This window comes from Aurantiacibacter sediminis (genome assembly GCF_016019885.1).
Classification (GTDB): Bacteria; Pseudomonadota; Alphaproteobacteria; order Sphingomonadales; family Sphingomonadaceae; genus Alteraurantiacibacter; species Alteraurantiacibacter sediminis.
In genome coordinates this window covers 22,645-48,320 of the sequence record NZ_JAEANY010000002.1, presented here as the reverse complement: position 1 = coordinate 48,320, position 25,676 = coordinate 22,645, and the positions used below count along the sequence as shown (strand labels likewise).

26 protein-coding genes and 1 tRNA gene are annotated in these 25,676 nt (G+C 60.6%); 11 read left to right on the top strand and 16 right to left on the bottom strand.

Going from position 1 to position 25,676, the window contains the following annotated elements; all coding sequences use genetic code 11:
* Nucleotides 1-16 precede the first annotated feature (16 nt).
* Nucleotides 17-1,153, top strand: coding sequence for a DUF3089 domain-containing protein (locus I5L03_RS05685; RefSeq protein ID WP_325100103.1), 1,137 nt, complete (start codon nt 17-19; stop codon nt 1,151-1,153).
* Nucleotides 1,135-1,629 (top strand): Holliday junction resolvase RuvX, encoded by a 495-nt coding sequence (ruvX, locus tag I5L03_RS05680; RefSeq protein ID WP_197920796.1) that lies wholly within the window; start codon nt 1,135-1,137, stop codon nt 1,627-1,629. Before I5L03_RS05685 ends, ruvX begins: the two co-directional genes overlap by 19 nt.
* Here ruvX and I5L03_RS05675 read toward each other — a convergent pair.
* The 7 genes from I5L03_RS05675 to argH form a co-directional block, all read right to left on the bottom strand.
* Nucleotides 1,626-2,525: a transposase gene (locus I5L03_RS05675; protein ID WP_197920795.1), complete on the bottom strand. Its 900-nt coding sequence runs from the start codon at nt 2,523-2,525 to the stop codon at nt 1,626-1,628. The two genes, ruvX and I5L03_RS05675, sit on opposite strands and share 4 nt — an antisense overlap.
* Nucleotides 2,513-3,136 carry a hypothetical protein gene (locus tag I5L03_RS05670; protein ID WP_197920794.1) on the bottom strand — a complete coding sequence of 208 codons (624 nt, stop codon included), beginning with the start codon at nt 3,134-3,136 and terminating at the stop codon, nt 2,513-2,515. The genes I5L03_RS05675 and I5L03_RS05670 overlap by 13 nt, the downstream gene beginning before the upstream one ends.
* A gap of 363 nt (nt 3,137-3,499) precedes the next feature.
* The gene (locus tag I5L03_RS05665) at nt 3,500-3,655 is read right to left on the bottom strand and encodes a hypothetical protein (protein ID WP_197920793.1); all 156 of its coding nucleotides are present in this window, start codon (nt 3,653-3,655) and stop codon (nt 3,500-3,502) included.
* 98 nt (nt 3,656-3,753) lie between these two features.
* Entirely contained in the window at nt 3,754-4,542 is a 789-nt protein-coding gene (locus I5L03_RS05660) for a precorrin-2 dehydrogenase/sirohydrochlorin ferrochelatase family protein (RefSeq protein WP_197920792.1), read from the bottom strand.
* A gap of 3 nt (nt 4,543-4,545) precedes the next feature.
* A complete protein-coding gene (gene lysA, locus I5L03_RS05655; RefSeq protein ID WP_197920791.1) occupies nt 4,546-5,817 on the bottom strand; it encodes a diaminopimelate decarboxylase in 1,272 nt (423 codons plus the stop codon).
* A gap of 3 nt (nt 5,818-5,820) precedes the next feature.
* On the bottom strand, nt 5,821-6,063 hold the full coding sequence (gene lptM, locus I5L03_RS05650; protein ID WP_197920790.1) for an LPS translocon maturation chaperone LptM: 243 nt from the start codon (nt 6,061-6,063) through the stop codon (nt 5,821-5,823).
* On the bottom strand, nt 6,060-7,436 hold the full coding sequence (argH, locus tag I5L03_RS05645; protein ID WP_197920789.1) for an argininosuccinate lyase: 1,377 nt from the start codon (nt 7,434-7,436) through the stop codon (nt 6,060-6,062). The genes lptM and argH overlap by 4 nt, the downstream gene beginning before the upstream one ends.
* A 34-nt stretch (nt 7,437-7,470) precedes the next feature.
* On the opposite strand from argH, the gene I5L03_RS05640 reads away from it, so the two are divergent.
* Nucleotides 7,471-8,049, top strand: a complete 579-nt coding sequence (locus tag I5L03_RS05640; RefSeq protein WP_325100102.1) for a TlpA family protein disulfide reductase — start codon at nt 7,471-7,473, stop codon at nt 8,047-8,049.
* Here the strand turns inward: I5L03_RS05640 and I5L03_RS05635 are convergent.
* Complete coding sequence (locus tag I5L03_RS05635) at nt 7,998-9,248, bottom strand: FAD-dependent oxidoreductase (RefSeq protein ID WP_197920787.1); 1,251 nt, start codon at nt 9,246-9,248, stop codon at nt 7,998-8,000. The genes I5L03_RS05640 and I5L03_RS05635 overlap by 52 nt on opposite strands.
* Before the next feature lie 61 nt (nt 9,249-9,309).
* Between I5L03_RS05635 and I5L03_RS05630 the strand changes: the two genes are divergently transcribed.
* Nucleotides 9,310-9,385 (top strand) — tRNA-Val (locus tag I5L03_RS05630).
* Nucleotides 9,386-9,480: 95 nt separating this feature from the next.
* Nucleotides 9,481-10,467, top strand: coding sequence for an asparaginase (locus tag I5L03_RS05625; RefSeq protein WP_197920786.1), 987 nt, complete (start codon nt 9,481-9,483; stop codon nt 10,465-10,467).
* Between the two features lie 7 nt (nt 10,468-10,474).
* Here I5L03_RS05625 and I5L03_RS05620 read toward each other — a convergent pair whose 3' ends face one another.
* Nucleotides 10,475-11,446 (bottom strand): winged helix DNA-binding protein, encoded by a 972-nt coding sequence (locus tag I5L03_RS05620; RefSeq protein ID WP_197920785.1) that lies wholly within the window; start codon nt 11,444-11,446, stop codon nt 10,475-10,477.
* A gap of 148 nt (nt 11,447-11,594) precedes the next feature.
* Between I5L03_RS05620 and I5L03_RS05615 the strand changes: the two genes are divergently transcribed.
* A complete protein-coding gene (locus tag I5L03_RS05615; protein ID WP_197920784.1) occupies nt 11,595-12,134 on the top strand; it encodes an RNA polymerase sigma factor in 540 nt (179 codons plus the stop codon).
* A complete protein-coding gene (locus I5L03_RS05610; RefSeq protein ID WP_197920783.1) occupies nt 12,131-12,511 on the top strand; it encodes a DUF6768 family protein in 381 nt (126 codons plus the stop codon). Before I5L03_RS05615 ends, I5L03_RS05610 begins: the two co-directional genes overlap by 4 nt.
* Here I5L03_RS05610 and I5L03_RS05605 read toward each other — a convergent pair whose 3' ends face one another.
* Nucleotides 12,512-13,801: an adenylosuccinate synthase gene (locus I5L03_RS05605; protein ID WP_197920782.1), complete on the bottom strand. Its 1,290-nt coding sequence runs from the start codon at nt 13,799-13,801 to the stop codon at nt 12,512-12,514.
* A 197-nt stretch (nt 13,802-13,998) separates the two neighbouring features.
* Between I5L03_RS05605 and I5L03_RS05600 the strand changes: the two genes are divergently transcribed.
* From I5L03_RS05600 to I5L03_RS05590, 3 genes are all read left to right on the top strand, one after another.
* Nucleotides 13,999-15,873 (top strand): DUF1800 domain-containing protein, encoded by a 1,875-nt coding sequence (locus I5L03_RS05600; RefSeq protein ID WP_197920781.1) that lies wholly within the window; start codon nt 13,999-14,001, stop codon nt 15,871-15,873.
* A 13-nt stretch (nt 15,874-15,886) separates the two neighbouring features.
* A complete protein-coding gene (locus I5L03_RS05595) occupies nt 15,887-17,311 on the top strand; it encodes a DUF1501 domain-containing protein (RefSeq protein WP_197920780.1) in 1,425 nt (474 codons plus the stop codon).
* A 66-nt stretch (nt 17,312-17,377) separates the two neighbouring features.
* Nucleotides 17,378-18,193, top strand: coding sequence for an aldo/keto reductase (locus I5L03_RS05590; RefSeq protein WP_197920779.1), 816 nt, complete (start codon nt 17,378-17,380; stop codon nt 18,191-18,193).
* Between the two features lie 9 nt (nt 18,194-18,202).
* On the opposite strand, the gene I5L03_RS05585 is transcribed toward I5L03_RS05590, so the two are convergent.
* The 3 genes from I5L03_RS05585 to I5L03_RS05575 form a co-directional block, all read right to left on the bottom strand.
* Entirely contained in the window at nt 18,203-19,315 is a 1,113-nt protein-coding gene (locus I5L03_RS05585) for an ATP phosphoribosyltransferase regulatory subunit (protein ID WP_197920778.1), read from the bottom strand.
* Between the two features lie 25 nt (nt 19,316-19,340).
* On the bottom strand, nt 19,341-20,936 hold the full coding sequence (gene serA / locus I5L03_RS05580) for a phosphoglycerate dehydrogenase (RefSeq protein ID WP_197920777.1): 1,596 nt from the start codon (nt 20,934-20,936) through the stop codon (nt 19,341-19,343).
* 102 nt (nt 20,937-21,038) lie between these two features.
* Complete coding sequence (locus tag I5L03_RS05575; RefSeq protein WP_197920776.1) at nt 21,039-22,199, bottom strand: phosphoserine transaminase; 1,161 nt, start codon at nt 22,197-22,199, stop codon at nt 21,039-21,041.
* Between the two features lie 185 nt (nt 22,200-22,384).
* Between I5L03_RS05575 and I5L03_RS05570 the strand changes: the two genes are divergently transcribed.
* Nucleotides 22,385-23,131 (top strand): extensin-like domain-containing protein, encoded by a 747-nt coding sequence (locus tag I5L03_RS05570; protein WP_197920775.1) that lies wholly within the window; start codon nt 22,385-22,387, stop codon nt 23,129-23,131.
* A gap of 18 nt (nt 23,132-23,149) precedes the next feature.
* On the opposite strand, the gene I5L03_RS05565 is transcribed toward I5L03_RS05570, so the two are convergent.
* From I5L03_RS05565 to I5L03_RS05555, 3 genes are all read right to left on the bottom strand, one after another.
* Nucleotides 23,150-23,866, bottom strand: a complete 717-nt coding sequence (locus I5L03_RS05565; protein WP_197920774.1) for a response regulator transcription factor — start codon at nt 23,864-23,866, stop codon at nt 23,150-23,152.
* Between the two features lie 201 nt (nt 23,867-24,067).
* On the bottom strand, nt 24,068-24,814 hold the full coding sequence (locus tag I5L03_RS05560; protein WP_197920773.1) for a proteasome-type protease: 747 nt from the start codon (nt 24,812-24,814) through the stop codon (nt 24,068-24,070).
* Between the two features lie 34 nt (nt 24,815-24,848).
* Complete coding sequence (locus I5L03_RS05555; protein ID WP_197920772.1) at nt 24,849-25,673, bottom strand: transglutaminase family protein; 825 nt, start codon at nt 25,671-25,673, stop codon at nt 24,849-24,851.
* Between the last annotated feature and the right edge of the window lie 3 nt (nt 25,674-25,676).

Sequence of the window (25,676 nt, the reverse complement as noted above, 5' to 3'; positions counted from 1 at the left end):
GTTCCTCTACACAATAGTGTTCCTGATCATACTGGTGGGCGGAGCCGCATTCGTGCTGCGCCTTTACGGCGAAGAGCTGACAGAGATTACCTTCGTGCCCGACAGCGAATTCGTCGCACCAGATGCGTTGGCAGACAACGCCTATCAGGATCCGGCCATGTGGTTCAGCCGTCCAGGCATGAGCGCTCAGAACGATCCGGCACGCTGGCAGCCACAATTCGAAGGCGCATCCGAAGAGGGCGAAGCGTCGCCGCCCTCACCCACTCCAACCCCGGACATCGAGCGCCGCCGTTTCGCAGTGTTCTTCGTCCACCCGACCAGCTATTTCGATGGCCGCCAGTGGAACGCGCCGATCGACGATGAGGAATCGCAGGCGCGCGCCCGCCTGATGGTTCGCGGCATGGCGAGCGCTTTCAACCAGGCGAGCGAGATCTGGGTCCCGCGCTATCGCCAGGCGACGTTCGGCGCATTTATCACTATCGATCCGCAGGCGCAGAACGCGCTCGATGCCGCCTATTCCGACATTGAAGCAGCCTTTACTTTCTTCCTCGACTCAATCCCTGAAGACATGCCCATCGTCATCGCCGGACACAGCCAGGGTGGCTATCATGTGACGCGCTTGCTCGAAGAGCAGGTCGCCAGCACGCCGCTGCAACAGCGTGTCGCCATGGCCTATCCGATCGGTTGGCCGATCAGCATCGAGCATGACTTGCCGAGCCTTGGCCTCCCCGCATGCGCCACTGCCGAACAGGGCGGCTGCATCGTTAGCTGGGCAAGCTTTGCCGATCCGCCCGAGCCGGGCCAGTTCCTGCGCCGCTACACCGAGCTTCCCGGCATGGATGGAGAGCCGCGCGGCGAGTCCCCGATCCTCTGCGTCAATCCGCTCACCGGAGAATTGGGCGGCAGCGCCGATGCGGAATTGAACCTCGGCACGCTAGTTCCGGAAGACGATCTTTCCACCGGAACGCTTCTGGCAGGCTCAGTCCCCGCGAGTTGCGCCGATAATGGCCTGCTCATCATCGGCAATCCGCCGGACCTTGGCCAATATGTGCTGCCGGGCAACAATTACCACGTCTATGATATTCCGCTCTTCTGGCAGAACCTCAATCGGGACGTGGTGCGGCGAGTGGCGGCATGGCAGCCGGCCTCCTGATTACCGAAAACGCTGCCGAGTTTCGTGACGCGCTGCCGGATGGCGGCGTGCTTCTCGGCCTTGACCTAGGCACCAAGACCATCGGCATTGCCACATGCGATGCGGGCTGGAATTTTGCCACCGCGGGTAAGACCCTGCCGAAAGGCAAATTTGCGCGCGACAAGGCGGCACTGGAATCGATTTGCAAGGATCGCGGTGTCGCGGGCGTCGTGATTGGCCTGCCGCTCAATATGGACGGCAGTGCAGGTCCGCGCGCGCAGGCGAGCCGCAGCTTTGCCCGCAACCTTGTCCAGAGGGACATCGGCCTCGGCCTGCCTGTGCTGCTATGGGATGAGCGCTGGTCCACCACCAGTGCGGAGCGCGATCTGATTGCGCAGGATTTCAGCCGCGCCAAACGCGCCGAGCGGATCGACAGCCATGCAGCTGCCGTCATCCTGCAAGGCGCGATTGACCGGCTGGCGGGCGGTATCCTTTAAGCCAACTCGAGCGCCTCGCGACGCCGCCTTGCCTCGCCTGCGATCAAGCGGCTGCCGGAGCTTTCCGCCGCGCGCCAAAGTGCGTCCTGCGCATCGCGATCCATCACTCCTGCCTGCGCTTCCAGCGCCACCAGCCGAATGCGGTCGCTAGGGTGCGACCCCGCGAAATGATGCGCAAGATCGCGCGCTTCATCCCCCCCCAGCCCGACCGCCATCCGGAGGAAAATCTCACTGCCGCCAGAGCTCACCACTCCGGCAATCACATCATTCTCGACATCGAAGCGATACTGATCGAGCCACCCTTGCGCCCCACCGGCATGCATGATGTTGAGCGAAACCGAGAGGCTTTCCGGCGGCAATTGCGAATGCACATCGCGGTGCGCGCGGTAATGCATCAGCTTGCCAGGTGAGAGAGTCGAGCGTTCCACGAAACGCAGCTTGGCCTTTTCTCCCACAACGCCCGCAACGGCCTCATAATCATATTCGTAATAGTCACTTGCGTAACCGGGTCCGAAATATCCGACGGTCAGAAAATCGAAATTATGGTCATGCGGCAGTCCGTAGGAGAAAGCCGACTGGCCCGATGCGCGAAACATATGTTCATCCCGGCTCGGCCACAAATTGGCACGCAGGTAGAATTCGCTGCCGAGCGCTGAGAGCATAATCGTTTGCGGCCCGTAATCGCCCGGGACCTTTGAGCTTTCCGGCCCGTGCTTCAATTCCTCCACCATCAGATCGGCGAGAAATTCGCGATTGTTATTAAGCCTGCGCAGCCAGCGTGCGGCGCCCAGCAGACTATTCTCCTCCCAAGGATTGAAGCCCTCATCGTGGAGCGCTTCGATACATTCGCCAAGCTCACACGATGAGGTATCTTCGCAGTGGATTACGCGGGGCATTTCTCGGCCTCCAGTCGAACAAATTCGGGGTAGGTTTCGAGCAGCTGTGCGCGCAGCGCTCCTGCTGCTGCCGCAAGCGAATCGTCACCGGTGCGGGCAATGCGCGCGAGCGTGCAGAAACCACATTCGCTATCAAGCGCGATACACTCGCGAAGCGCCTGCCAGCGCAAAGACACGTCTTTTTCAGCCAGCGCGATCCGGGCGAGTTCGGGTGCTACATCGCTTCGCCTCATGCGCCCTAGCAGGGCAATCATGGCCTCCTGCCGACTGATCGCAACCGAAGCCGCGCTTTGATTGACGAGCTTGCCGGTTTCCAAGTCATAGGTTCGCTTGGGGTCGGGATCGGCCGCATCGCGCATAAGTTGCAGGCTGACCAAGCGTTGCTCTACTCTTTCGACGACCAGCGTTTCGGACGAGCGATCCAGTGCGATGCGCTCTTCTCCTGTCAGCGGCATCGACTGCGCGCTGATATACACGCGATCCTCGCCAGCGCGCCGCACCCGGACGATGCTCGCCTCCGCCTTCCCGGCGAGTACGGCATCATAGCGGGCCGCATCGCTCAACGTGATAGCATCGGCGCCATAAAAGCCCGGCTCGCGGGTCTGCACCATTAATTGGGCGCGGCCGGATCTGGCGAGCAGTGTCGAACTGGCCTTGCCGTCGAACCCCGTGCGAAAGGGCGGATGACCAATCGGGGTGTCCCGGAGCGCGGCGCAATAATGCCGCGAAAGCAAGCTCATTAGTCGTTCCGCTTCGCCGCATTCGGTGAAAAGTTTTTCGAGCTGCGGGCATTGCTCCAAGCCAGCTCCGGCGCCAAAGCGCTCCAACTCGGAAAGCATTTGCTGCGCTCCGGGCTCAGCTCGCCACGCGATGCGCGCACGCTCCATCGCGGCTTGGGCGTCGCGTTGCGGAGAGCGATCTCTCCGCAACGCTGCGATCTCAGGATGGATGTCCATCGCCTCGACCCAACCCGATCAGAACAGCCCACTGAACGGTGGGTTGCTGTCATAAACGATGGTGGCGATGACAATGATCGTGTCATCATGGCCCGGGCCTTCCGAAGCTCCGAAAAAGCCTGTCAGTTTATCGAGGTCCGGCAGGCTGGCGACATCGATCTTGGGAAGTTTCATTGCAGTTCTCCATTTGCATGGCCGACACCGTGTCGACCTGCATGAAGCCTGCCGTCAGAGACTGACGTTTTGAAATTAAATTGCTGTAATTCCTGTGTTTATTGTAATTTTCCTCTTTTGAGTACGAGGACCAAACCATCTGGTTCCGGGCCCTCGAAGGGCTGGGTTAAGCGCTGCGCATCTGCCCTGGCACGTGCAAGGATTTCTGCCGGGATTTCCGGATCGGCGATGATGGCATCGGCGCTTCCGAGAAGGCGCGACAGACGCAGCGTCAGATCTTCGGGATCATCGCTTGTGAGAGTGAAGGTGATTGTCTGCGAGGAGGCGATATCGCCTGCGCCTGCCAGCCATTTATCGAGCCGGGAAGGTCCGCCTTCTCGTAGAGGATCGAGCGGGCCACCCTCAGCCATCGCGTCATCGAGAGCGCGGCGGCGTTCTGCCATGATCGGAAAGCGCGCCTTGATCGCATCGCGCGCGCCAAATAGCTTCAAGGCAAGCTTCCCAAGATCTGCGGGAAGCAGCTTTTCCAGCCGCAGACGCAATTGCTTGGCGAGGCCCGCCGATGCTCCGCCCGTGCCGACAGCGACAAGCACCGGATCGCGATCGAGAATGCTCGGCGTGGTGAAATCGCACAGATCGGGCCGGTCGACCACATTCACCAGCAACCCCGCGCAACGCAGACGGATCGCATCCGCCTCGCACATAGCAGCGTCGTCATGCGCGACAAAAGCGATTCGCGCCCCTTCATCTATTCCGGTCTGCATGTCGGTGATTATGCGCGCGCCGGCTCGCTCCACCAGCCGCCGCTTTGGCTCCGCCATCTCGCCCTCGCCCAGCACGATAACCGGCTTGCCGGTCAGCTGGTGGAAGAGCGGGAGCGACTGCATCGGCTAGCTGAGCAGGAAGTCTGGAACGCGCTCTGCATCGGCGATGGCTCCCGGCAGGATGCGATCGGCGACTACGGCATAGTCGCTGCCATCCACCATGACTTCAGCCACGAAGCCGCGCGAATTGTAACTGCTCGCCATGGTAGCACCGTAGGCTCCGGCAGTGCGGAACACGGCAAGATCGCCTGAGGCCAGCGCGTCGATCTCCCGGTCCATTGCGAAAGTGTCACCGGTCTCGCAAATCGGGCCCACGATATTGGCCATCATCCGTTCGCCTGAGGGGCGCACCGCATCGAAATCGTGCCACGCCCCGTAAAGCGCGGGCCTGGCCAGATCATTCATTGCCGCATCGACAATCACGAAGGGATGGTTGAGGCCCTTCTTCACGCGGATCACGCGGGTCAGCAAAACGCCCGCATTTCCAGCGATCACACGTCCGGGCTCGAACATCAGCGTAACATCCCAGCCTTTCGTGATGCGCGCGACCATTTCGCCGTATTCGGCAGGAGACGGTGTCACTTCGCCTTTGCGATAGGGCACACCAAGCCCGCCGCCCAAATCGACATGGGTGATCGTGTGGCCAGCCGCGCGGAGATCGCGGAGCAGGCTGCCAAGCTTCTCAAAGGCCCGCTCCAGCGGTGAAAGATCGGAAAGCTGGCTACCGATATGGACCGCGATCCCTCGCAGATTGAGCGCGCAATCAGGAGCCTTGGTCAAAGTATCGAAAATTTCACCCGCGCGATTGATCGGGACACCGAATTTGTTATCCGCCTTGCCGGTCGAAATCTTGTCATGCGTGCCCGCATCGACATCCGGATTCACTCGCAAGGCACAGGGCGCAACGACATCCCAGCTTTGCGCGATCCGGCCAAGCTCCAGCCCTTCTTCGGCGCTTTCAATGTTGAACTGTCCGATTTTCGCTTCGAGGCCAGCCTGCAATTCCTCGCGCGTCTTGCCCACGCCAGAGAAAACAATGTCCCTGGCCGGCATGCCAGCTTGCAGAGCGCGCGCCAGTTCCCCGCCGGAAACGACGTCCGCGCCATAGCCTTCGCGGCTCAGCAATTTGAGCACCGCAAGGTTGGGATTGCTTTTCACTGCAAAGGCGAGATGCGGCGGCTTTTCGAGGCCGCTCAGGGCTTCCTTGAATACTCTGGCATGCCGCTCGAACGTGGCGCGCGAATAGACGTAAACGGGTGTGCCGACCTTGTCTGCGATGCGCGAAAGCGGCACATTTTCGGCATAAAGCTCGCCATTGCGGATCTGAAAATGGTCCAAAACTCAGCTTTCCGGTGGAAGATCGAACGGATCGTCCTCACGCTCTTCACTTTCGCGGCGCAGCTCCACACTGCGTTCGGGAACAGCTTGCGGATCGGGTTCGAGCAACTCTTCTGCTGTCAGCGGTTCGCTCGCGCCGTATGGTGGCGGCGGAAGGGTTTCGCCGGCGGCTGGTTCAAGCGGCGCGCGTTGCCCGCATGCGGCAAGAGCGGCGGTGGCGACCAATGCGAGGGCAATGCGTTTCATGTGTCCATTCCCAATTTCTGGCGGGCCTTTGCCACCTGTTTGCGCACCTGATCCGGCGCAGTGCCCCCGTATGATGCGCGAGCGGCGACCGATGCCTCGACCGACAGCGCGCTGTACACGCGATCATCAATACGCGCATCGATATCCTGCAGTTCCGTAAGCGACAGCTCGTCCAACGCTGCACCCTTGCTTTCCGCCAGCTTCACCGCAGCGCCCGTAATGTGATGCGCCTCTCGGAATGGGATATCCGCCTCACGCACCAGCCAGTCGGCGAGATCCGTGGCGGTCGCGTAGCCGAGTTCTGCGGCCTGTCGCATGCGCTCGGTGCGGAAATCGGCTCCGTCGACCATTCCTGTCATCGCCGCGATACAAAGTTGCAGCAGTCCCGCCGCTTCAAACACGGGAGGTTTATCGTCCTGCATATCCTTGGAATAGGCTAGCGGCAGGCCCTTCATTGTGACCATCAGCGCAGTGTGGCAGCCGACAATGCGCCCGGCATGGCCGCGCACCAGCTCAGCTGCGTCAGGGTTCTTCTTCTGCGGCATGATGGAGCTGCCGGTCGAGAGCGCATCGGGCATGCGCACGAAGCCGAAGGGCTGGCTCGCCCAGATCACGAACTCCTCAGCCAGGCGAGAGAGATGCAGCGCGCATTGGCTGGCTGCAGCGAGGAAATCGAGCGCGAAATCGCGGTCCGACACGGCATCGAGACTGTTCGCGGTGGGCGCATCGAAGCCGAGCGCCTGCGCGGTCATTTCGCGATCGATCGGGAAACCCGTCCCCGCCAGCGCAGCACTGCCGAGCGGCGACTGGTTGAGCCTGGCGCGCGCCTCGGTAAAGCGCGCCACATCGCGGCTGACCATTTCGTAATAGGCCATCAGGTGATGACCGAGGGTTACCGGCTGTGCAGTTTGCAGATGCGTAAAACCCGGCATGATGCTGCCCGAATGTTCATCCGCGCGGCTGACCAGCGCGCACTGCAAGGCTTGTAGGCCCGCCAGCGTCTGGTCGATCGTATCGCGCGTCCAGAGGCGAAAATCGGTTGCCACCTGATCATTGCGGCTGCGCGCGGTGTGCAGGCGTCCGGCGACAGGGCCGATCAGCTCAGCCAGCCGCGCCTCTGTCGTCATGTGAATATCTTCGAGGTCCCAGTTCTCCGGGACCCCGTCCGCTTCATATTCTGCCGCGATTTTCTCAAGTCCGTCGATTATCGTTTCGGCGTCATCATCGGTTACGATATCGCAGGCGGCCAGCATCGCGACATGCGCCCTGCTCGCCGCAATATCCTGCCGCCACAGCGCCTTGTCGAAGGGGATGGAGGCATTGATTTCGCGCATGATCGCACTAGGTCCATCTGCGAACCTGCCGCCCCACATCGTATTGCCCGACTGGGCGTTAGAGGAATCATCCGTGGCCAAGATCAACTTTCCTTCGATCGCATGTGCGTGCCTTGCCGCAGGCCTGCTTGCCGCGTGCGATACCGGGGCGGCAGACGAGGCGCAAGAAAGCACGGCTGTTGAGGGCGAAAGCGCAGCTGACGTGCTGACCGGCACGCTGGATCGCAGTTTTGCCGGTGACCCCATTCCCGAAGTTACCGTCGCGACGCCCGATGGCGAGATGCTGACGCTCACCGATTTGGACGAACCGGTGCTGGTCAATTTGTGGGCGACATGGTGCGCGCCCTGCGTCGTAGAAATGCCCTTGCTGGATAGCCTAGCCGCCGATCTGGACGGTCAGGTCCGTGTGATGACTATCAGCGAGGACCTGCGCGGCGCAGAAGTGGTGGTCCCGTTCTTCGAGGCGAACGACCTCCCCAACCTCCCGCAATGGATGGACGAGGAAAACGAGCTCGCCTTCTCCTATGGCGGCGGTGCGGTGCTGCCGCTCACCATTCTCTACGATGCGGAGGGTCGCGAAGTCTGGCGCGTGATCGGCGCCTATGATTGGGCCAGCGCATCTGCACGGGAAGAGATCCTCGGCTCGCTCTGATTGAGCGCCGTGTAATCCGGTTTGGCCAGGTCCAACTCCGACAAGCGCGCACCAGCCAATCCCGCCACCAGATGCGCTTTTAATGCCGGACCCGGCGGCACGCGCGAAGCCGGCGCCATAAAGAGATCGCGGAATATCGCAGGCCAGATCGAATCCGACTGAAATGGCGGAGTGAACAGCCAGGTCAGCGCCTGATACAGCCGGACGTGCGATGCGCGCAGGCGCACATAGGTGGACAAAGCCTCTTCCAGATCGCCTGAATTTTCCATGGCCACGGCGAGGCCGCGCGCATCGAGCAGCGCCATATTGGCACCCTGCCCCAACTGGGGACTGGCAGCGTGCCAGCTATCCCCGATGTGCGCGATTCGATCACCTGTGGCATGCGGACTGGTGCGGTGGGCATAGCGGGCTAAAGTCAGTTGCTCCGGATCGGTCAACTGCTCCATGACCGGAGCAAGTGCAGGCCACAGAGTGCAAACCTCCTCATAGAAGGCCGCCATCCCCCTATTTTTCCAGCCCTCGTAATCTTGACCCTTCATTGACCAGAAGAACGCTGCTTTCCCTTGGCCGATCGGCAGCAAGCCCACCATCTGATCCGCACGGCGATAGCGTTGTTCGAGCAGTCGCGGATTGAATGGCCCCGATGAGGGCCAATCGACGGTCGCCCAAAGCGCGCCGAACGGCAGGATGGCATCCGCAGGTGGGACAAGCGGCGAACCGACACCAAGCGAATCGATCACCAGATCGAATCCGGACGATGCACTGCCATCGACAAAAGAGAGCGTACGACCATCGGTATCGACAGATGTCCCGGTGACCTCACGTCCGGTTTCAATCGCAATACCTTCGGCCTGCACAGCGTCAAAGAGTGCCGCAAAAAGGCTCGCACGGTGAATGCCGATACCCACCGCATCGGAATAGGGGAGATCGACATAAGCGGCCTCCAGCACAGGCTTGCCCTCGATATTGAGCCCCCATAAGCCGTCGACCGGCGCACCGCGCGCGATAGCAGACTCGGCCAGGCCCAGCGCGTCAAGTACCGCCAGCCCCGTCGGCTGGATCATCAGGCCGGAGCCTATGGGGCGCGCTTCGGCAAATCGCTCATACAGCGTTACGCGGTGTCCCTGCCGATGCAACATGAGCGCAGCCGCCAGCCCGGCAATGCCGCATCCGGCAATCGCAATGTCGATTTTCTGCATATTTTCTCTTTTGCCCCGATCAACCTTTCGCTAAGGCGCGCCAGCTACACGACCAGTGTAGGGGCGATTAGCTCAGTTGGTAGAGCATCTCGTTTACACCGAGAGGGTCGGCAGTTCGAGCCTGTCATCGCCCACCAGTTTTTCATGACTCGTGAATGTCCGGGGGACATTCACGGCTGAAAAACTCCCAAGCGCAAGCGCGGGAGGAACACGCTCCGGGAGTTCCCCAGCTTTGCCATCCGCCGAAACCTCCATCCTTGTCCTTGCTACGGGCGGCACGATTGCCGGGCAGGCTGGCTCTGCCACGCGGCGCGATTATCGGCCCGGCCAGATCAATATTGCCGATTTTCTCGTCGAATTCGACACACTGGGCGTAAATGCACGGCTTGAAGGCAAGCAGGTGGCCGCCATCGATTCGGCCAATATCGGACCTGAAATCTGGCGCGAATTGCACAGCGCCTGCGCTGCGGCGATGCGCGATCCTGCGTGTGGCGGGGTCATCATCACGCATGGGACCGACACGGCGGAAGAGACTGCCTTTCTGCTCGACCTGACGTTGCCCACCACGAAGCCCGTGGTGGTGGTTGGGGCAATGCGGCCAGCCGATGCTGTGGGCAGCGATGGCCTCAGGAACTTCGCCAATGCAGTGAAAGTCGCCGCAGACATGGATGCTGCCGGACGCGGCGTGCTTCTGGTTATGAGCGATCATGTATTCTCCGCGCGCGATGTGCGTAAAGCACGCACCGCCGGGTCCAACGCATTCGACGGTTTTCCGCGTGGGCCGATAGCTCTTGCTACGCCCTCCACGCTCGATTGGCTCTCACCTCCCTGGCGCACGAATGAAGCGGCCCGCTTCGCCTTTCCCGAAACTTTCCCGGCCGTCCCGATCCTGCATGCCTTTGCCGGAATGGACGCGAGCTATGTGGAACACGCGGTGGCGAAGGGTGCGAAAGGGATTGTGCTGGCTGGCATGGGCGAAGGCAATATGCCCGACATGGTGCGCGAAGCTCTGGCAGAGGCGGTATGCCTCGGCATACCGGTGGTGCGCGCGACGCGTGTGGATGAGGGACTTGTCGATCCTGAACCCAGCGATGAAGACGAAGGCTTTATTGCCGCGCGCGCGCTCGGGCCGTCCAAGGCGCGCGTATTGCTGCAGGTGCTGGTGGCGAACGGCATTACCGATCGCGCAAGCGCACAGGACGCCTTCGACAACCGCTAGGTCTGGCTTACGCCGCCATGAGTGCGCCCTGCCCGATCTCCTCGAAATAGCGCGCCATGGCGTCCGCTGCCTTGTCACTCAGATCGATAAAGGCGCGGCGGCGATCGGCATCGTCTTCCACGCGCTCGAACAGCCCGGCTTCGATCATTTGTCCGATCCATCGCAGTGCGGTCGTCGCAGGGACGCCAGATGCAATGCACAGCGAAGTGACTGAAACGCGCTGGTGCTCCACTCGCGCTGCGGTCAGGTCGAGCAGCATATCCCATGCAGGATCGGCAAAAAGGTAGTCGTCGAAAAATTTCGCCCGTGCCTTACGCTGGGCAATGATCTGCCGGACCAGCCGCGCGTCAGGCAGCGGCGGGCGCGGCTTGCGGATCAGATCATTCTCGGTGCGATATCCCTCTTTCGGGCTTTCGAACCGAAAAGCGCCGCCGCCGGCATTCTGGCCCCAGCCGCTTGCACTATCGAGCCGGTCCAGCCGCTCCGCAATATGCCCGACCTGCTCGGTGAGCCGCAACAGCGTCAACCGGTCTTCCTCCGACAATTCGCGCACGCGCAGATTGGGAATGTCTGCGAGCACACGGCCGAGCGCGATCACGCGTTCAGCGCGCAGCGGATTGACCAGAATTTGAGGGCTCGACTGGCAGCAACAAGCAAAAACGGCATCAAGCGCTTCGATATTAGTTGAGAGGATCAGGCGCGCGCCCGAATTGCCCGCCCGGCTGTCCAGCCGCGCCAGCACAGCCATCGCCGCTGCATCGGGATTGGGGCAATCGACAAGCACCAACTCTCCCAAAGCTCGAACATCGCCCGCCAGCAATTGCGCCAGATCACCGCTTTCGCGCACCGTCAGGCCGGCCTGTGCGACATCATCCTGCATTTGATCGAGCAGCACCCGATCATCGGCGAAAATGGAAACCGCCAATGGCAGGCCAGCCGCATCGACAGCCAATGAATACGCAAAATCGGCCTCAGCCATCACCACATTCCCCTGATTCGTTTAATGAGAACAGGGTGAGAACATTTGTAGAACTTGTCAAGAATATCAGTGAATTTTGGCGGGGTATTGAACCTTTTCGGCCCTTGCACCGACTTACCAAGCGGAACAGGACGAAAGGATGGGGACGGTGGCCAATACACAGCGCGTTTACGACGAATTGCTCGTCACGCTGTTTATCGGCGGAGACCGTCAGGCCGGAGAGCGGCTGGCGAAACGCTGGCACCCGCGCCTGCTCCGCGCTGCCCGGCGCATGCTGGGCGATGCGGATCTTGCGCAGAGTGCAGCACAGCAGAGCTGGGTCGCCATCATCGGCGGGATCGGCTCTCTTTCCGATCCGGCGCGGTTTGCGCCCTGGACGTTCGCTATCCTCCGGCGCAAATGTGCCGACGCCATTCGCGGCGAGCAGGTGCGCCGTCAGCGCGCGGGAGCAGTCGAACCGGATGAGCTGCCAGCCGCCGGGTCGCCCGGGGATGACGCGCTGGCGGTCAATCAGGCGATCGCGACATTGCCGGATGACCAGCGCCTCGCCGCGCATCTGTTCTACGTCGAGGGATTTACTCTCGCCGAAATTGCCGAGGTGCAGGGCGTGCCGCAGGGCACAGCCAAAACGCGCCTTTTCCATGCCCGCCGCAAATTGAAAGCGGCCCTATCAGGAGATGTCACATGACCGATATCGACGACCGCATCCGCGACGTGCTGGATGCCGATGACAAGAAATTTTTGAGCGAGCTCGAAGCGTCCGACCGAGGCCTGTGGCGCCAGATCGGCGACAGTATGAGCGGCCCGATGGGCGGCTGGACCAAGCTGGTCTTCGGCCTCAGCATCGTGTTCGGCGCGCTGTTCCTGTTCTGCATCTATATGGTGGTGACGACGCATCACCAGTTCGAACATCTGATGTGGGCGATTGCAGCCCTGACCGTCCTCGTTTTTCAAGGGTTTATCAAGCAATGGCTGTTCAGCCGCATGAACATGCTGAACGTGCTACGCGAAATTAAACGCCTGCAGGTGCAGGTCGCGATGCTGCGCGAGGAGCGCGGGGAGTAATCAATCCGCGAAGGGATCGCGCACCAGAATCGTATCGTCGCGTTCGGGGCTGGTCGAGACGCTCGCAACCGGGCACTCGATCAGCTCTTCGATGCGGCGAATATATTTGATCGCTTGCGCTGGTAGATCCGCCCAGCTGCGCGCGCCGACGGTCGTGCCTTCCCAGCCTTCGAATTCCTCGTAAATCGGCTCGACCGCGTCCTGCTCCGCAGCGTGGCTGGGTAGGTAATCGAGGACCTTGTCGCCCAGCCTGTAGCCGGTGCAAATCTTGATCGTCTCGAACCCGTCGAGCACATCGATCTTGGTGAGCGCAATTCCGGTCACGCCAGATAGAGCGCAAGTCTGGCGCACAAGCACCGCATCGAACCAGCCGCAGCGACGCTTTCGCGCGGTGACAGTGCCGAATTCATGGCCGCGTTCGCCGAGGCGCTGTCCGGTTTCGTCTTCAAGCTCGGTCGGGAATGGGCCGCTACCGACGCGGGTGGTATAGGCCTTTACGATACCGAGTACGAAGCCCGCACTGCCCGGGCCGAGGCCCGAACCGCTGGCCACCGTCCCGCTCACCGTGTTGGAGCTGGTGACGAAGGGATAGGTGCCGTGATCGACATCGAGCAGCACGCCCTGTGCGCCCTCGAAGAGGATTTTCGCGCCCGTTTTGCGCACATCGTTGAGGCGCTTCCACACCGGCTGCGCGAATTGCGCGACGAAAGGTGCGATGTCGCGTAGCTCTTCCAGCAGTCCCTCGCGGTCCACCGGGTCCTGGCCGAAACCGGCGCGCAGGGCGTCATGATGCGCGCAGAGACGATCAAGCTGGGGTTCCAGATCATCGAGATGTGCGAGATCGCACACGCGGATCGCACGGCGGCCTACCTTGTCTTCATAAGCAGGGCCGATGCCGCGTCCCGTGGTGCCGATCTTGCCTTTGCCAGCCGCGGCTTCGCGCAGGCCGTCAAGATCGCGGTGCAGCGGCAGGATCAGCGGGCAATTGTCGGCAATACCGAAATTATCAGGCGTGATCGACACGCCCTGGCTTTCCAGCTTGGCGATTTCATCGCGCAGCGCCCACGGATCGAGAACCACACCATTGCCGATCAGGCTGAGCGTGCCGGTGACAATACCGCTTGGCAGCAGGCTGAGCTTATAAGTCTGGTCACCGACAACTAGCGTGTGGCCGGCATTGTGTCCGCCCTGAAAGCGCACGACAGCATCGGCGCGCGATGCCAGCCAGTCGACAATCTTGCCCTTGCCTTCATCGCCCCACTGAGCGCCGATAACGGTGACATTTGCCATGCGATCAATCCTGCAGTTTTCAAGCCAAGGCGCGCCCTAGGCGCTCGCGCGGAATGGGGCAATGGCTTACGCCTGTTGGAGAGACGGGAAAGCGGATTTCAGTCACAGGTTTCGTTTAATTAACCATGGCTGGAAGCTGCACATTAACAATGCTGCGGCAGGCCTGTGCTGCTGGATTGTAGGGATCGAGGGGCCCAATGCTGGACGACCACTCCAAAGAAGCCGCGCTGCGCGACGAAGACACTGCTGCGCCCGAGACATGGGACGCTCCTGAGGCAGATACAGGATCGACCGCTCAAGCTTTGGGCCGCGCAGCCGGCGTGGCCGCACTTGCCAGCGCTACGGCAGCATGCGGGGGCGGCAGTTCCGGCGGAGGGGGCAGCGGACCCATCGCGGGCGGCGGTGGCAACTCTGGCGGCGCAACGCCCACTCCCACGCCGACGGTCGTCAAACCGCAAACCGATCAGGAGGCGGCTCGCTTCCTTCTGCGCGCCTCCCTCAGTGCCTCCACCGGCGATATCGCATCGCTGCGCGATCGCGGATATGAGCCATGGCTCAATGCGCGCATGGAGGCGCCGAATAACCAGACCGGCGCACAATTCCTGCAGTCGCGCGGGTTTGAGACGGTCGATACGAACAATTGGTACGATCAGAGCCGGCCGGGCGATCACATGATCTGGAGCCAGTTGTTTTCCGGCGGCAATTCGGTGCGCAAGCGCGCAGCCTTGGCGATGTCGGAATTCTTCGTCGTGTCGCTCAATTCGCTAAATATGACCTGGCGAAGCAGCGCGATCACGGCGTATTGGGATATCCTCAACCAGCGCGCATTCGGCAATTTCCGCGACCTGCTGGAAGACATTACGCTCAATCCAGCCATGGGCGTCTACCTCAACACAAGGGGCAATCGCAAAGCCGATCCGAGCAGTGGGCGCGTGCCTGACGAAAATTTTGGCCGCGAAATCATGCAGCTTTTCACCATCGGTCTGTATGAATTGAATATCGATGGCTCGCTTCGTCTCGATGGCAGTTCGCAGCCTATCGAAACCTATGACAATGACGATGTAACGGGCATCGCAAAAGCCTTTACCGGCTATGATTTCGATTTCAGCGGCATCGGTTTCACGCAGCAAATCGGCGGGACGCGGCAAATTCCCGACGCACAATATGCCCGCCAGCCAATGACGGCAGACACCAATCGCTGGCGCCAGACCTGGCTTGCTGGGCGCGATTATCATTCGGCTGAGGAAAAGAGCTTCCTGGGCGTCACGATCCCTGCTGGCACCAGTGCTACAGAAACACTTCGCATCACGCTCGATACGCTGTTCAACCACGCCAATGTCGGGCCGTTCTTCGGCAAGCAAATGATTCAGCGCCTGGTGACGAGCAACCCCAGCCCCGCCTACGTCCGGCGCGTTGCAGAGGCATTCAACGATAACGGTTCGGGTGTGCGCGGCGATCTGCGAGCCGTGTTCAAGGCTATCCTCCTCGACGATGAAGCGCTCGACACCGGCAATCTCAGCAGCGCCCAATTCGGCAAAGTGCGCGAGCCGATGCTGCGCTTCGTGCAATGGGGTCGCACTTTCGGCGCAAGGTCCGTCAGCGGTAATTGGCAGCTGCGCGATATGGGAGATGCGGCATCCGGGCTCGGCCAGTCGCCTCTGCGATCACCCTCGGTATTCAATTTCTTCCGCCCCGGCTACGTCCCGCAAGTGTCGGAAACCGCATCCGCGGGGCTCGTGGCCCCAGAAATGCAGATCACCAATGAAACCAGCGTCGCAGGCTATGTGAATTTCATGGAGCGCGCGATCGAGGGCGAGTGGTGGAAGACGCGCGACGTCAAAGCCGATTACGCGGACCAATTGCCGATCGCGCATGATACCGCAGCCCTTGTCGATCAGCTCGATCTGCTGCTCACCGCCGGTCAATTGAGCGACACGGCGCGCAGCACCATCACTGCGGCTCTGGATGCAAGCCCTGTTGGCCAAGGCGATAGTGACGATGCGAAACGCGCACGCATTTATGCGGCGGTTTTCATGGTCATGATTTCCAACGACTACACGGTCCAGCGATAGGAGGGGCTCGCGCATGTTTATCGGCAAAAACCTTGAAATAACGCGTCGCGCTTTCCTGCGCCGCTCCAGCCAGCTCGCCGCAGTCGGGGCTGCATCATCTTATGCCATGGGCCTTGCCGGCATGAGCGAAGCGGCGGCCTTCAGCTCTGCAGGCGGCTACAAGGCACTTGTCTGCGTGTTCCTGTACGGCGGGAATGACCATGCCAACACGCTGATCCCTTTCGATGACGCCAATTACGCGCGCTATCTCGATATTCGCGGGCGGTCGGCTGACGGCGGTATTGCGCTTTCGCAATCGAGCCTGGCGAACACGGTGCTGCGGGCGCCGCAGGGCCAGACGCTGACCGACGATATGACGCTGGCGATTGCGCCCACCATGCCGCGTCTGGCCGCACGCTACCGCGAAGGCGCGATGGCTCCGCTGCTCAATGTCGGTCCGCTGGTCGTGCCGCTGACGAAGCAGCAATATGAAAGCGGCAACAATTCCAGCTATCCGCGCCCGGCAAAGCTTTTTTCACACAATGATCAGCAATCGACCTGGCAAAGCTCGCAGCCCGAAGGTTCGGTAACCGGCTGGGGCGGCCGGATGGGAGACCTTGCGCAGTCTAGTAACACCAATTCGATGTTCACCGCGATCAATGCGAGCGGAAATGCTGTCTTCCTTGCGGGAAATGAAGCGCAGCCGTACCAGCTTTCCGGCGACACGGCGACGACGATCCGCGGTCTGACGAAACGCGTTTACGGCTCCAACGATGTGAGCGGTGCGATCAACTCGCTGCTGACGACACATCACGGGCACATGCTGCAGGCCGATCACGCGCAGACGCTGGCTCGCTCGATCGAATATGCCGACTTCATCAATTCGGCGCTCGCAAGCGCAAATCTCTCGACCGATTTCGGTTCGGGTAACGGTCTCGCGAAGCAACTGCGTACAGTCGCTCGCCTGATCGCCGCGCGCGGCTCCCTGCAAGTCAATCGGCAGGTCTTTTTCGTTAGCATTGGCGGGTTCGACCACCATGACGGCCTGATTGGATCGCATGAAGCGCTGCTGGGCCAGGTCGATTCCGCGATGGATGCATTCTATCGCGCAACGCTGGAAATGGGCGTGGCCGACCAGGTGACGACATTCACCGCTTCCGATTTCGGACGCACGCTTTCGAGCAATGGTGACGGATCGGACCACGGCTGGGGCAGCCATCACTTCATCATGGGCGGCGGCGTTAACGGAGGCCGCTTCTACGGCACAGCGCCCAAGATCGCGGTCGATGGTCCGGACGATGTGGGCCGCGGTCGCCTGCTGCCGACCACATCGGTGGACGAATATTCGGCGACGCTTGCCAAATGGTTCGGCGTATCACCCAGCGAGATGCCCAGCATTTCGCCCAATATCGGCAGGTTCGACAATCCCGACCTGGGCTTCATGCAAGCGGCCACTTGAGTTCAGAATTCCGTCTGAATTGGAAAGAAGATCGCTTTTGTCCGTTGACCGGGCAAAGGAGATCTTATGACCGATTACCCCACGCTAACGCTCAATGACGATCGCCAGATTCCGCAGCTCGGCTTCGGAACGTTCAAGATGAAAGGCGATGATGCGACCCAGCCGGTGAAGACCGCGATTGAAACCGGTTATTGGCTGATCGACACGGCCTCAATTTACGAGAATGAGGAAGGCGTCGGCAAAGGCATTGGCGACTGGTCGGACATTTTCCTCCAGACCAAAGTTTGGAATGACCATCAGGGTTACGAAAGCGCGAAACAGGCCGCGCGCGATAGCCTCGAACGCCTTGGCCGCGAACATGTCGATATGCTGATTATCCACTGGCCCTGCCCCGACAAGGGCAAGTTCGTCGATACATGGAAAGCCTTCGTGGAGCTGCGCGATGAAGGCCTCGCCAAGTCGATCGGAGTATCGAACTTCCGCGAGCAGGATTTAAAGGCCATCGTCGATGCGACCGGCGTCGTTCCCGCGCTCAACCAGATTGAGTTGCACCCCGCATTCCAGCAGCGCGAACTGCGCCGAGTGCATGAGGAAATGGGCATTGTGACGCAGTGCTGGTCCCCACTCGGGCAGGGAGACGGCCTCGAAAACGAGACCATAAGCCGCATCGCTAATGAAACCGACTCTTCAGCCGCGGCAGTGGTGCTAGCATGGCATCTGCATCATGGATTGCTGCCAATTCCAAAGGCGAGCAGCGAAGATCACATCAAGGACAATTTCAGCGCCCTGAAACTTGCGCTCAGCGATGATCAGATTGCCGCAATCGATGCGCTGGACAGCGAAGACGGGCGGATTGGTCCTGACCCGGCAGAATTCTGCTAAGGCATCAGCCTATAGAGCGCTCGGCTCGCCATCCGCCAAGACGTGGGTGCAGCCGAGCGCTTTTCCGTCATCGTCTTGCGATAAAGCTGCGACAGTGCGCCAACCTTCGGCGCGCAATTTCGCTGCGGCAGCCCGGTCGTGGTCGAGCGGCAGGAAGAGTTTGTCGCCCAGCTGCTCGTCCGCTTTGACCGCCTCGATCAGCTCTTCGGGGTACAGCGAGAAGCCCGTTGCAGCCTCGTCCGAGCCGCCGATGCAATAGGTGCCGCCCCGACCCAGCGCGCCGCGCACGCCATCGGCGTAGAGCGTGAAGCCGAGCCAGCTCTGGTATTCAAAGCCATGACGCTCGGACGGATCGAGCGTGATGCGTGCACGCCCCTTGATGCCCTCAGCGATCTGGCGAAGTGCGGTGATGCGCGTTTCAAGCACACCAGACGCGTCGATGGCGGAAAGCTTGTCTGCCGCCTCCTCAAATGGTCCTGCGGCATGGATAAGCGGAAGGTAAGCCTCGCCGCCCGCATCGACCAGTCCGCCGGCATCCTTGGTATCGAGCTCCCGCCGAACTGCAGCGCGGGTTTGCGCATCCAACGGCAATGACCCGTCGGCGAGCGTATCGACCAGGTCCGGCAGGGTAAAATCGACGGAAATGCCCTTGGCGCCAGCTGCTTCAAGAGCTTCGATGGCCAGCGCGACGATCTCGCCCGCAGCCGCGACGCTGTCCGTCCCGATCAGCTCTGCGCCGATCTGTAAATTCTCGCGGCGCGGATCCAGCATATCGCCAGCGATACGCGCGACTTGTCCGGCATAGCACAGGCGTAAGGGACGCGGCGCGTCGGCCAAGCCAGTCGCCGCAATTCGGCCCACCTGCACCGTGATGTCGGATCGCAGCGCAAGTCCGCGCAGGCTTTTCGGATCGACGAAACGGAAGAGGTTGCGCGTGCGGACCCCGTCCATCCGCGCCGCCATGCTCGCCTCAAATTCGATCAGCGGCGGGCGCACCTGGTCATAGCCGTGTGCGCCCATCGCATCGAGCATCGCGCGCTGAATACGCGATGCAGCAGCCGCGCTTTGCGGCAGTCGGTCTTCGAGCCCTTCGGGCAGCAAATCTTGCGTCGGATCGGTCATGCCGCGCCTCTTAAGCGGAAGAGTGTCAGAACGAAAGCGCCCTGACCTTCTTCACACCTTCAAGCGCGCAGACGGCATCCTGCACTTCCTTGCTCGGCGCCTGATCCAGCGTCAGCATCAGCACGGCATCGCCGCCCTTATGCTTGTCAGGCAGTCGGCGGCCGAGGTGGAAGTTCCCGATATTGACGCCCGCTTCGCCCAGTACGGAGCCCAGACGACCGATGAAGCCGGGATTATCTTCGTTGACGATATAGATCATGTGGCCTTCCAGATCGGTCTCGATCCGTGTTCCGGCGATCTCCACAAGGCGCATTTGCGAATCGCCGAACAGGCTGCCCGCAACTTCGCGGCGACGCTCCGGCGTGGTCGCAATGATACGCACCAGCGTGTGATAATCGCCTTCCTTGGCATGGCGCACTTCGCGTACATCCAGACCGCGCTCTTTGGCCAGGATCGGCGCATTGACCATGTTGATGCTGTCAGACCAGCTGCGCATCATGCCAGCGAGCACAGCCGCCGTGATCGGCTTCAAGTTGAGCTCCGACGCTGCGCCCGAAACTTCGATGGTGATCGCATTCACATCCGGCCCTTCAAGCTGGCCTACCAGCGAACCGAGCTTTTCTGCCAGCGAGATGTAAGGCTTGAGGCGCGGTGCCTCTTCCGCGCTCAGCGATGGGACGTTTAGGGCATTGGTCACGCCGCCGCTCACCAGATAGTCGGCCATCTGCTCCGCCACCTGCAGCGCGACATTGACCTGCGCCTCTGTTGTAGAGGCACCAAGGTGCGGTGTGCAGATGAAATTCTTCGTGCCAAACAGCGGATTATCGGTCGCCGGTTCCTCTGCAAATACATCCAGCGCTGCGCCCGCGATATGGCCGCTTTCGAGCAGGTCTTTGAGCGCTGCTTCATCGATCAGGCCGCCACGCGCGCAATTGACGATGCGCACGCCGGGCTTTGCCGCTTCGAGCCGTTCGCGGCTCAGGATATTGCGCGTCTCATCCGTCAGCGGCGTATGCAGGGTGATGAAATCGGCACGCTCCAGCAGCTTGCCGAGATCGACCTTTTCCACGCCCAGTTCCATCGCGCGTTCGGGGGTCAGGAAGGGATCGTAGGCGATCACTTTCATCCGCAGCCCTTGCGCGCGGCTCGCGACGATGCTGCCGATATTGCCCGAGCCGATCAGGCCGAGCGTCTTGCCGGTGACTTCAACACCCATGAAATCCTTCTTCGGCCATTCACCAGCCTGCGTGCGGCGGTTGGCTTCGGGGATCTGGCGAGCGAGCGTCAGCATCATAGCGATGGCGTGTTCGGCGGTTGTGATCGAATTGCCGAATGGTGTGTTCATCACCACTACGCCGTGGCTGCTGGCTTTGGGGATATCGACATTGTCGACACCGATGCCCGCGCGGCCAATCACTTTGAGATTGGTCGCCGCTTCCAGAATTTCGGGCGTCACTTTGGTGGAGGAGCGGATGGCCAGGCCATCGTATTCGCCGATGCGCGCTTTCAATTCTTCAGGCGTTTCGCCGGTGATTACATCAACATCACAGCCGCGCTCTTCGAAGATGCGCGCGGCGTTCGGGTCCATCTTGTCGGAGATGAGAACTTTGGGTTTGGTCATGTTTATTTCTCCACTTGTCATTCCGGCGTAGGCCGGAATCCAGTCGCAGCGCGGCGTAGCTGAACCCCGGCCTTCGCCAGGGTGACACTCACAATTCAGGAATTACAGATTGCCGGCCTTGAGCTCTTCGTAAGCCCATTCGATCCACGGCAGCAGGCGGCGGATGTCTTCGGCTTCTACCGATCCACCGCACCAGATTCGCAGGCCCGGAGGGGCATCGCGGTAGCCATTGAAATCGTAGCCGATGTCCATCTCTTCCAGCTTGGTGGCGATTTTCTTCGGCACGGCCGCCTTGTCCTCATCGGATAGGCTTTCGTACCATTCGCCCTGAAAGACCATGCACACGCCGGAGTTGGTCTGCAGCGCCGGATCGCTCGCCATATTGCGTAGCCACGGCGTCGCCTCGATCCAGTCCTTCACGATGCCGGAATTGGTATTGGCGCGTTCGATCATCGCGGAAAGCCCGCCGATCGATTTCGCCCATTCCAGCGCCCAGATGTAATCTTCAACTGCCAGCATGCTGGGCGTATTGATTGTCGCGCCTTCGAAGATCGCGCGGTTGAGCTTGTCACCTTTCTTCAGGCGGAAAAGCTTGGGCAGCGGCCATTCGGGATCGTAGCTTTCGATCCGCTCAACAGCCTTGGGGCTGAGGATGAGCATGCCGTGCTGGGCTTCGGAGCCCATGATCTTCTGCCAGCTATAGGTTGTCGCATCGAGCTTCGGCCAATCCATCTCCATCGCGAAGACAGCGCTGGTGGCATCGTTGATGGTAATGCCCTTGCGGCCCGGCTCAAGCCAGTCCGTGTTGGGGATTTTCGCGCCCGATGTCGTGCCGTTCCAGGTGAAAACGACGTCGTGATCCTGCGGAATGCTCGCCAGGTCGGGAATCTCGCCATAATCGGCGGATAGCGGCGTCAGATCCTTCAGCTTCAGCTGCTTGACCGCATCCTGAATCCAGATGTTGCCGAAGCTTTCCCATGCCGCGACCGTCGCAGGGCCAGCGCCCAGCATCGTCCACATTGCGCATTCCAGCGCGCCGGTATCAGAGCCGGGCATGATGCCGACGAGGTAATCGTCCGGCACGCCCAGCAGTTCACGGCTGAGGTCGATCGCATATTTCAGGCGACCCTTGGCATATTTGGAGCGGTGGGAACGGCCGAGGCTTTTCGTATCAAGCTGGTCGGCAGACCATCCGGGCGGCTTTGCCGTGGGACCGGATGAAAAGAAAGGACGCTCCGGACGGAGCGCTGGTTGTGCAGTCATGTATTCTCTCCTTACAGAGAGCACGCGCGGCGTTGGGACCGCGTGGCCCGTCGGCGGCACTAGAGATACGCTCTCAAGAGTCAAAGGTTACTTGTGTAACGACTATCCGTGCGCGAAATCGTTTCCGCTGCGTTAACCCTACCTGCCACAGCGGGCTTAACCATTGTATGCGCATGTAACCTGCCATGAAACGTGCATACCTCATATCCGCCGTTAGCCTTGTTCTCGCAGGGTGCTCCATCGTGCCGCAATCGGATTACCAGCCGCAGCAGCGCGATTATCGCAGCAGTAGCAATGCGGAATGGAACGCGCGCAGCACGGCGGAACGCGCGCCAAGTGGTTCGGCTGCGCCACGCCTAGCCGCCGCAACCGCCGTCGCCATGCGTCCGGCAGAGGCGCAGTGCCTCTCCAATCTCGGCAATGCGGGCGTCAGTTTCGATGCGCTGCCCAATCGCTATCTGGATGAGGGATGCAGCAATTTGAATACGGTTCAGATGCACGCACTACAGGGCGATTCCGGCAGGCTGGATGTCAGCAATCTGGGGCCGGTGACATGCCCCGTCTCCACCGCCTTTGCGGCGTGGGCGCGATTTGGCGTGGACCGTGCAGCCCGGCAGATTTTCGGCACACGGCTGGCAAGCATCCAGACGATGGGCAGCTATTCCTGTCGCAATGTCGCGGGAACGGGTCGCCGGTCAGCGCATGCTTCCGCGAACGCTATCGATATTGCCGGTTTCATTCTGGCCGACGGTCGCCGGATCAGCGTGCAGGATGATTGGAATGGATCTGCGGAAGAGCGCGAATTCCTGCGCGTCGTGCAGCGTTCAGCCTGCCGCCGTTTCAATACGGTGCTTGGCCCAGACTACAACGCCGCACACCGCGATCATTTTCACTTCGAAGGCGTGATCGACGGCAATTCCTACTGCCGCTGATAGTGCATTGGCGAGGCGTTAGGCCTGCGAGGCGGTGGGCGTCACGATAATCTCGCCGATCATCATGTCATCCTGCGCTGGCGAAGGGCGGTTCACCACCGTCATCCCAATCTGATCGTTTTTTTTAGCGGCTTCCAGACCCGCTTCAAGCCGAAGCCGAACAGCTTCCGCAGCGTGATTGGCGCCGAGCTTGTCCATCATGTTCGCGCGGTGAATTTCCACCGTGCGTGGACTGATTTCCAGCTCCCGCGCAATAGCTTTGTTAGAGCAGCCCTCGCTCAGCCAATCGAGGACTTCCCGTTCCCGGTTCGAGAGTGCCGAGATCCTGCGGCGCGCATCAATCAGGCGGCGGCGTGCCTCGGCATGGCGACCCGCATCATTATGCACATGGGCGAGCATGCGGCGCAGCTCCTCTTCGGTGAGGGGAAGCGTCAGGAAATCCAATGCGCCCGCCTGGATGGCTTCGACCACTTCGTCGACGCCCGGCTCCTCCCGCGCAGCGACAAGGGGGATCCAGATGCCGTGATCGGCGAGCTCTTCAAGCAATTTTTCTATCCCGTCCTCGACCACATCGTCCGACGCGATAATGACCCCGTCATGCGGCGGCCTGTCGAGCAATTCCACCAGGTCGGAATAGACTTCCGCATGGTGACCCATCGATAGGACAAGGCGCGACTGTGAGGCGCGGGAGCGGCTATTGCCGCCGACGATATGCATGGTGAGACGCTGTTCCATGCGCCTGAAACTGAACCGAAAAAATTGGATTTACATTCCGTAGAAATACGGATTTGCACCTAATTACTGTTCACGATTGCGCAAATCGGCGCAATTCCGCCGAAAAATTGCCTCCATCACGGATGAATTATGCGGAATTTACTTATGCGAGCCTGCGGATCGGCTGCAAATTCATCAATCCGGAGAAACAGCTACGTAAGGCTACGTACTCTTTTCGAAGCTGTAATCGGGCAGCGAATGAAAGGCAGAGCGCAGCGCGTCCCCCCAACGCGCGGAAATCGCATCGAAATAAGGATCGTCGTGCTCAACCCGCTGCTCATGCGTGGGGGCAAAACTATCGCGCTCGATCACCATCAGATCCAGCGGCATGCCGACGGACAAATTGGCTTTAAGTGTGGAATCGAAACTGACCATCAGCAGTTTGGTCGCATCTTCAAAACTCATCGTCCGGTCATAGCCGCGCAGGATAATCGGGCGGCCATATTTGGTCTCCCCGATCTGGAAGAAGGGCGTGTCGAAACTCGCCTCGATAAAATTGCCTTCCGGGTAAATCATGAACAGGCGTGGCTCCATGCCTTCGATCTGGCCTGCGAGGATAATCGAAGCGGTAAAGCGGCCTTTGCCGCGCGCGCCATTGGCTTGCTGGGTTTTCTCGATCGTATCGCGCAGCAGCTTGCCGATTTCCACCGCGACCTGAAACATCGTCGGCAATTCCAGCAAGCCGTTCTGGCGGTCCTCCGGTGCCTTTGTGCGCTCTTCAAGTTGGCTGATCACCGATTGCGTCGTAGCCAGATTGCCGGCTGTCATAATCGAGATGATCCGCTCTCCCGGCACGGTCCATGTATTCATCTTGCGGAAGACGGAAATGTTATCGACGCCCGAATTCGTGCGGGTGTCGCTCATCAGGACAAGGCCTTTTTCAAGCACCATGCCAACGCAGTAGGTCATCGAATTCTCCAGGTGCGGCTATCGGGTCCGCAGATCATTGCTGCTGCTGTTCTTCAAATTGCTGCTCTACGGCGAGGTCGACCGACAGGTCCTCGGTCACCGCACCAAAACTAATTCCGGTTATGGGCGCAGCATCGCTGTAATCACGGCCGGTCGCCACGCGCACATAGCGCGGATCGGGGCTGATACCGTTGGAAATATCGAAACCGACCCAGCCAAGGCCATCGACATGCGCCTCTGCCCACGCATGGCTTGCTTCCTGCTCGATCCGGTCGTTCATCATCAGATAGCCGCTGACATAGCGAGCGGGGATATCGAGGCTGCGCGCGGCTGCAATGAAGATATGCGCGTGATCCTGGCAAACGCCCCAGCCGTCTTCGGCGGCTTCTTCTGCCGTCGTGGTGACGCGCGTAGTGCCGGTGCCGTATTCGACATTCTCGCGAATGACGCGGGAAAGATCGTGCAGCGTATCGACCATTCCGTCTTCGCTGCGTTCGACCTTGGTGATCAGCGCCTTGATTTTCGGCCCCGGTTTCGTGAGCTTGGTCTGCCCAAGAAACGCCCACAGCGGGAGATGCCCCGCGTGCTGCCCGATAACGCCAGCATTATCTTCGGTAATGACGCGCCCTTTGCAGGTAATAACAACTTCGGTCGTCCCCTCATCGACACCAACTAGAGTGACGTGATTGAAGTTTTGATCGTCATAGCTCAGCTGCTCATGCGCGCCTTCATATTCCATCGACCATTCGAGAATACGCTGGCCCTGCGTTTCCTTGGGCGTAAGGCGCAGGCGCTGGATGCCGTGAGCAACCGGCTCCCTGAAGCGATATTTGGTCGTATGGCGAACGGAAAGGCGCATGGT

Coding starts and splice junctions, on each gene's coding strand:
- ruvX (WP_197920796.1), top strand. CDS start 1,135: ATGGCAGCCGGCCTCCTGATTACCGAAAACGCTGCCGAGTTTCGTGAC.
- I5L03_RS05675 (WP_197920795.1), bottom strand. CDS start 2,525: ATGCCCCGCGTAATCCACTGCGAAGATACCTCATCGTGTGAGCTTGGC.
- I5L03_RS05670 (WP_197920794.1), bottom strand. CDS start 3,136: ATGGTGCAGACCCGCGAGCCGGGCTTTTATGGCGCCGATGCTATCACG.
- I5L03_RS05665 (WP_197920793.1), bottom strand. CDS start 3,655: ATGAAACTTCCCAAGATCGATGTCGCCAGCCTGCCGGACCTCGATAAA.
- I5L03_RS05660 (WP_197920792.1), bottom strand. CDS start 4,542: ATGCAGTCGCTCCCGCTCTTCCACCAGCTGACCGGCAAGCCGGTTATC.
- lptM (WP_197920790.1), bottom strand. CDS start 6,063: ATGAAACGCATTGCCCTCGCATTGGTCGCCACCGCCGCTCTTGCCGCA.
- argH (WP_197920789.1), bottom strand. CDS start 7,436: ATGTGGGGCGGCAGGTTCGCAGATGGACCTAGTGCGATCATGCGCGAA.
- I5L03_RS05635 (WP_197920787.1), bottom strand. CDS start 9,248: ATGCAGAAAATCGACATTGCGATTGCCGGATGCGGCATTGCCGGGCTG.
- I5L03_RS05620 (WP_197920785.1), bottom strand. CDS start 11,446: ATGGCTGAGGCCGATTTTGCGTATTCATTGGCTGTCGATGCGGCTGGC.
- I5L03_RS05610 (WP_197920783.1), top strand. CDS start 12,131: ATGACCGATATCGACGACCGCATCCGCGACGTGCTGGATGCCGATGAC.
- I5L03_RS05605 (WP_197920782.1), bottom strand. CDS start 13,801: ATGGCAAATGTCACCGTTATCGGCGCTCAGTGGGGCGATGAAGGCAAG.
- I5L03_RS05600 (WP_197920781.1), top strand. CDS start 13,999: ATGCTGGACGACCACTCCAAAGAAGCCGCGCTGCGCGACGAAGACACT.
- I5L03_RS05595 (WP_197920780.1), top strand. CDS start 15,887: ATGTTTATCGGCAAAAACCTTGAAATAACGCGTCGCGCTTTCCTGCGC.
- I5L03_RS05590 (WP_197920779.1), top strand. CDS start 17,378: ATGACCGATTACCCCACGCTAACGCTCAATGACGATCGCCAGATTCCG.
- I5L03_RS05585 (WP_197920778.1), bottom strand. CDS start 19,315: ATGACCGATCCGACGCAAGATTTGCTGCCCGAAGGGCTCGAAGACCGA.
- serA (WP_197920777.1), bottom strand. CDS start 20,936: ATGACCAAACCCAAAGTTCTCATCTCCGACAAGATGGACCCGAACGCC.
- I5L03_RS05575 (WP_197920776.1), bottom strand. CDS start 22,199: ATGACTGCACAACCAGCGCTCCGTCCGGAGCGTCCTTTCTTTTCATCC.
- I5L03_RS05570 (WP_197920775.1), top strand. CDS start 22,385: ATGAAACGTGCATACCTCATATCCGCCGTTAGCCTTGTTCTCGCAGGG.
- I5L03_RS05565 (WP_197920774.1), bottom strand. CDS start 23,866: ATGGAACAGCGTCTCACCATGCATATCGTCGGCGGCAATAGCCGCTCC.
- I5L03_RS05560 (WP_197920773.1), bottom strand. CDS start 24,814: ATGACCTACTGCGTTGGCATGGTGCTTGAAAAAGGCCTTGTCCTGATG.
- I5L03_RS05555 (WP_197920772.1), bottom strand. CDS start 25,673: ATGCGCCTTTCCGTTCGCCATACGACCAAATATCGCTTCAGGGAGCCG.